This window comes from Candidatus Magnetominusculus dajiuhuensis (assembly GCF_046044395.1).
Lineage (GTDB): Bacteria > Nitrospirota > Thermodesulfovibrionia > Thermodesulfovibrionales > Magnetobacteriaceae > Magnetominusculus > Magnetominusculus dajiuhuensis.
The window spans coordinates 1-5,873 of sequence record NZ_JBJUSG010000176.1; the positions used below are offsets into that span (position 1 = coordinate 1).

Consider the following 5,873-nt stretch of genomic DNA (forward strand, 5'->3'; position numbering starts at 1 on the left):
CATTATGACATCTGCTACCCCCACTGTAAAGATGGGGTTTTCTTGACGCTTACACAGCAACTACGCCGGGGGTGGTTTCAAATATATTTTTTATTTGGTGGGCCAGTTGGGTTTGCCGCGTAGGGTCAGGGCCATATAACTCCGCCACAAGGGTGCTAAGCACCGGAGGGCCGGGCGGGATTTCGGCTACTTTCACGTTGGCACCGTAGTGTTTTGCAATCTCCTGAATCGGGCCGCGTATGCGCTTTGCGACGTCGTGGCTTTGTGCGCGGCGTCTGCCTTTTTCGACGAGGTTTATCTGGATGTCAGCCGTGTTTGGCTGCTGCCTGAGGTAGTAGTGCCTGACCAGTCCGTTAAAATTAAACGGAGCCGCCGTCCCGATATAAAGTTGAAAGTCCCTGACCTCGGCAACCGTTCTGACGTATTCGGCTATGGCTCGTGTTGCCCTTGCGGTTTCCTCAAGCGGCGTCCCCGCCGGCATATCTATGATTATTTGTATCTCGCTTTTGTTGTCAAATGGAAGCATTTTGACCATAACCAGTTTAAGCGGCAGGAGAAGCAGGGCAACTGCAAGAAGACCCGCAACCGTCATCAGCCCCGCAATCCTGTATCCCCTGTGCTGGATTAACGGTCTGAGCATTTTTTCGTAAAATGTCGTTATCGCCTTTCCCCCGGCTTCTTCAGCGTGGTCAGCGTGTTTGACGTTTCTTAAGACCTTAAAACTCATCCACGGCGTGACAACAAACGCGATTAAAATGGAAAAGATCATCGCCGCCGACGCCCCCACCGGTATGGGCCTCATATACGGCCCCATCAACCCGCTCACGAAGGCCATCGGCAACAGCGCCGCTATTACCGTAAACGTGGCCAGGATAGTTGGATTTCCAACCTCGTCAACCGCCATCACCGCCCTTTGTATGCTTGCCCCACCTGTCTTAAAATGCCGGTGAATATTCTCCACTACCACGATAGCGTCGTCAACGAGGATTCCTATGGAGAAGATAAGAGAAAACAACGTTACGCGGTTAAGCGTGTATCCATAGATGTAAGTTACCAAAAGCGTCAGGGCAAGGGTAACCGGCACCGCAACGGCAACGACGATGGATTCCTTCCAGCCCAGTGTCAGCGCGATAAGTATTATTACCGAGAACGTGGCTATCATCAGGTGGTCAAGGAGTTCGTTGGATTTTTCCTCAGCGGTCTCGCCGTAGTTTCTGGTTACGTTTATATCAATGTCTTTGGGGATTATCCAGCCCTTCATCTGTTCGGTTTTTGCAATAGCCCTATTAGCTATTGCGGTGGCATTGGAGCCGCTCTTTTTGGCCATTGAGATAGTGGCGGCAGTGTGTATGTCTGCGCCGGGCCTGTCGTTTGACGCGGCATTGCCCGTAAATACATAGTTGGCGGGGTCCTCGGGGCCGTCGGAGATTGTGGCAATGTTTTTTAAGTATATGGCAGAGGCGCCGCTTGTTCCAACAACGAGATTACCCACATCTTCCGCGTTTTTCAGGAATCCACCGGTGGCCACGAGGATTTCCTTGTTGTCTTTTTGAAATGAACCGGAAGGCATTTGCGTGTTTGACGTGTTGAACATGTCTATAATTGCAAGCGGTGAAATACCGTAGGCGCGGAGCTTGGCGGGGTCTATGGCCACCTTGAGCTGCCTTTTTTGGCCGCCTGTGATTGCTATCTCACAGATGTCGGGGTCTTTTTTCAGTTCATTGGCCATTTCCGCGGCTACTTGCCTTAGTTGGTAGCCATTATATTTTTCACCTGAAATCGTCAGCGTAAGGATTGGGACCTCGTCTATGGACTTTGGTTTTACGAGTGGTTTAGAGACACCGGGGGGGATGATGTCATAATTGGACATGAGTTTGTCGTAGAGTTTTACGAGGCTCCTCTCTGTATCCTCACCGACATGAAAACGCACGATTACCATACTCATACCGGGCCTTGTGATTGAGTATACATACTCTACGCCCTTGATTTCGTAAAGCAGGCCCTCCATCGGGCGGGTCACGCGCTCTTGCACCTCTTTGGCCGAGGCACCCGGGTACATGACCATAACATCATACATCGGGACGATGATTTGCGGCTCTTCCTCACGCGGGGTCACCATCACGGCAAATACGCCGAGAATCAGCGAGGCCACCACTATTAACGGCGTCAGCCTTGAGTTAATGAAGGCCCCGGCAATGCGCCCTGAGATGCCAATTTTCCCCACCCTAGTTTGAGCCTTGGTTATAACCGCTTATTTGGCCGCCGTCCACTGCCGTGCCACCGGTTATGACCACCTCGCCGTCTGTGACTCCGGAGAGGACTTCCAGTGTGACTCCAGAAGGGACTTGCAGTGTGACTGTTGCGGGGAATTTTCTTCCCGTGGTAATCAGCCTGTATGTTGCAACGCCGTTTTCGTCCACGACATAGACGCCGCGAAGCTGTCCTTTTTCCACAACCGCTGTCTCCGGCACGTTGAGGGTTTGGCGTGGGCTGCCCTTAATGGAGGCAACGGCATAGAGGCCGCTTTTCAGGCCGCTTTTGGGCACATCTTCCGCGATAGCTATTTTGACGGAGAATGTCCTCGTCGCGGGGTCAATGTACTGGCTCACCTCGGTAATCGTCCCCTTTGTCCTAAGCGCCGGGGTATCAAGTGAGATGTCAACCTGTGTGCCCTTCTTCACATCTGCCACAAGGCCCTCGTCAACATTGATGATTATGTTATAGGAAGAGGCGTCCTCAACCGTTATAAGCGGCACGCCGGGGGCCGCCATAGCGCCCGCGTCCACCATTTTTTTCCCTACTATGCCGTTAAATGGCGCGGTTATTGTCGTATAGCCCTGAAACACATGCGCCTCACTGAGGGCTGCCCGGGCACGCCGGTGTGCCGCCCCGGCCTGCGTATAGGAAAGGTCAGCAATCTTTCTCTTTGAATCTATCTCGTTGAACTCCTGTTTGGATATCGCCTTTTCCTCATAGAGGTTTTTGAATCTTTCGTAGGTCGTATTTGTAAGGAGCTTGTTCTCCTCTGCCATGTTAAGGGCTGCCTGTGCCTCCGCCACACCCGCTGCTGCCTGGGCTGACTTATTGGCGAACTCACCGGCTTCGATGCTAAGGAGCGTTTGGCCTGCCTTGACCCTGTCACCCTCTTTGACGGCAATTGACTTTATCTCGCCCATTAACTTTGAGGACAACACTGCGATGTTTTCGGCCTTTACCGTGCCGCTGATTTCATAAACGTCATTTACGGTGTTTTTTGTTATCTTAGCCGTCTTAACTCCCGTAATTGCGGGACGGGTTATCTCCTTTGTTCCGGGGTTTATCTTGTCGCCGCAGCCGTAAACAACGAGGGCCAGGCATATGAACGCAAACGTCTTAATAAGTGCACATGTCTTAAAATGCCTCATCAGTTCCTCCCTGAATTGTCAACCCCAAAAAACCTGAGAATCCTGCCGCCCGTGTATTCAAGCATAGCGGCCTCAATAAGGTACTGCCCCTCTGCCGCCGCGGCGTTGGCCCTTGCCTTATCGAGGGCTGTCTGCCCGTCTAACAGTGATACCATTGGGGCAAGGGAATTGGCGTATCTTTTTTCAATCAGCCTGACGCCCTCCTCCGCGGCACTAAGGGCATCGCGCGATAGCTCAAGCCTCCTTTGCGCCTCCTCTAATGACATGAGGACCTCGTAAACCTCATATGCGGCCTGTTGTTTAATCCCGCGCAGGAGCTGCCCCGCTTCCCCGGCCTCAAACCGTGCCTTTGCCAGCTTTGATTCTCTCATCAGGCCGTCAAACACGTTTAGTTTCATAAAAACCCCTATCTGATAGCTCTTGCCCTCGTCGCCAAAGGGATACCGGTGCTCGTTCAACTGATAATTGCCGCCAAGGGCTATTGTGGGAAGGTATTCGGCCTTCGCGGCCTCCACAGATTTCATGGCATTGTCATGGTTTTTCTCCATCGCGGCCACATCTGAGCGGCTCATGGCACCCTTCAGATACTCATCGGGTGTTGCCCGGGGGGCAAAAGCAATCTTCTCATCGGCGCTGTCATAGGACTGCTCTGAGCCTATCATCAGGCCAAGGGAGCGTTTCGCAAGGTTTAGGTTTTTCTCGGCGGTAACAAGGCGCATCTGAGCCTCTGACAGTGCCGTTTGTGCCTGCAGGACGTCAGAATATAGCCCCGCGCCTTTGTCAAGCCGCACCTTCGCTATGCGCATATGTTCTTTGGCGTCCTCAAGGCCTTTTTCTGCCGCTTGCTTAAGAACCTTTGCTGTTTTTACGCCTGTGTATGCCTTAAACACGTCGAGGACGGTCATCTCCTCAAGGCGTGTTTGCTGAAACCCCCTGCCCTCAGCGCGCACCTTCGCCATATCAATGGCTAAATATGCCTTCATGGAAAACACGGGCATTTCAAAATTAAAGCTGGTACGATAGTTGTTAATCGGGGCGGGGTCTTTCAAATCGGCCAAATCGGCGCTCGTAAAACGCCCCTGGTCAAGTTTGGACATGAAAAAATAGGTCGGGTTGTTAGTGTTGCTGTAGCCCTCCTGCACTTCAAGCCTCGGCAGCAGGCCACCCCATGCGATTGATACATCTTTCCCTACGGCCTCGGTTGCCCATCTTCCTGCCCTGACGCGCGGATTGTCCCTGAGGGCGGCCGCTATGGCCTCGTTCAGGGTTATAACGTTGGGGGTTGGAACGTTAGGGGTTGTATCGCTATGGGTTATAACATTGGACGGCTGTTCGTTGGATTGGCAATATGCGGGGCATACGTATGAGTTAAGAAATATGACAAGGAAAAGTGCAGCAACCGCCGCCCCCGACGATGCACATATGGTGTTTTGATTCAGCATTACCTGCTGTCAGTGTACTATATTTCACAACAATTTGTCAATGTGGTCGAGGGGGGTATTTCCTTATTTCGGAATAACCTAGCCCCGTTTCGCGTTTTTGATTTCGCGCACAAGGTCTGCAATTGTGTCAATCGGCCCTGAAAGCAGGGTGTGGTAACTGCCGACATCGCGCGGGCAGTGGGCGTCGCTTGCGTAGATGCGTGGCAGGTTGCGCTGTGTGGCAAGTTTCACGGCAAGGGCCTGTGCGGTTTGTGAGGTGTTTGAGCTGTCAACCTCAACGGCGTCAATATCAAGCTGGTAACAGTTATTGCCGCATTCCATGCTGAATCGAAATGGATGGGCGGCGATAACGGCGGCCTCACGCCTTCGAGCAATACCTATCAGTTCCTTAACAGGCATATTATAGCGCAGGCCATCAACCTTATCCAGCCCGTAAACAAGGAAATGCCCCTCAAGGCACGAGACCTCAATACCCGCCAGAAGGCGAAGCTGCCCGCCCGCCCACTGCTGCAGCTCGTCAATCTCCTGCCCTGACCAAATCGTATCATGGTCAGTAAACACAAGGACATCAATGCCCGCGTTTATGGCGGCCTCAATAGCCTCGTGCGGGGTGGTGGTGCTGCAAGGTGAAAACGGGTGGGTATGGACGTGCATATCCACTTTTAATAACCGGCTGTTCATTGATTGACTGTTCATTGATTTGTCAATGTCCCGTTTTCTTATTCCCAAACAGGGCGGGCTGCACATAGAGCGCATACTCGGCGCACCCCTGCACATATCTGCATCGTTTACAGACCTCTATATACTTATAGCACTGTCGTTTTGCGCAGAAGAGCTTATCTCTGTTTACAGCCATGCTGGTTTGATTATACCACAGTGAGGCCGGGCATGGCAGGGCTTTTTTTGATAAATTACGAAATTAATAAGATTCTGGAGATGGGTAGCGTCTCAGTTTTGGGGTCAACTACACCACGTCAGCAATTCTCGGTGAAGGTAAAATGATAGTGAGAATGCGTGTTTACAGAGA

5 protein-coding genes are annotated in these 5,873 nt (G+C 52.1%); 1 reads left to right on the plus strand and 4 read right to left on the minus strand.

Annotation, left to right across the window (positions count from 1 at the left end):
* Positions 1 to 49: 49 nt before the first annotated feature.
* The 4 genes from AB7D94_RS16160 to AB7D94_RS16175 form a co-directional block, all read right to left on the minus strand.
* On the minus strand, positions 50 to 2,224 hold the full coding sequence (locus AB7D94_RS16160) for an efflux RND transporter permease subunit (protein WP_420267058.1): 2,175 nt from the start codon (positions 2,222 to 2,224) through the stop codon (positions 50 to 52).
* A gap of 1 nt (position 2,225) precedes the next feature.
* Positions 2,226 to 3,404 carry an efflux RND transporter periplasmic adaptor subunit gene (locus AB7D94_RS16165; protein WP_420267059.1) on the minus strand — a complete coding sequence of 393 codons (1,179 nt, stop codon included), beginning with the start codon at positions 3,402 to 3,404 and terminating at the stop codon, positions 2,226 to 2,228.
* Complete coding sequence (locus AB7D94_RS16170) at positions 3,404 to 4,846, minus strand: TolC family protein (RefSeq protein ID WP_420267061.1); 1,443 nt, start codon at positions 4,844 to 4,846, stop codon at positions 3,404 to 3,406. Before AB7D94_RS16170 ends, AB7D94_RS16165 begins: the two co-directional genes overlap by 1 nt.
* Before the next feature lie 78 nt (positions 4,847 to 4,924).
* A complete protein-coding gene (locus tag AB7D94_RS16175; RefSeq protein WP_420267063.1) occupies positions 4,925 to 5,542 on the minus strand; it encodes a PHP domain-containing protein in 618 nt (205 codons plus the stop codon).
* A gap of 10 nt (positions 5,543 to 5,552) precedes the next feature.
* On the opposite strand from AB7D94_RS16175, the gene AB7D94_RS16180 reads away from it, so the two are divergent.
* Positions 5,553 to 5,726, plus strand: coding sequence for a hypothetical protein (locus AB7D94_RS16180; protein ID WP_420267064.1), 174 nt, complete (start codon positions 5,553 to 5,555; stop codon positions 5,724 to 5,726).
* The last annotated feature ends 147 nt before the right edge of the window (positions 5,727 to 5,873 follow it).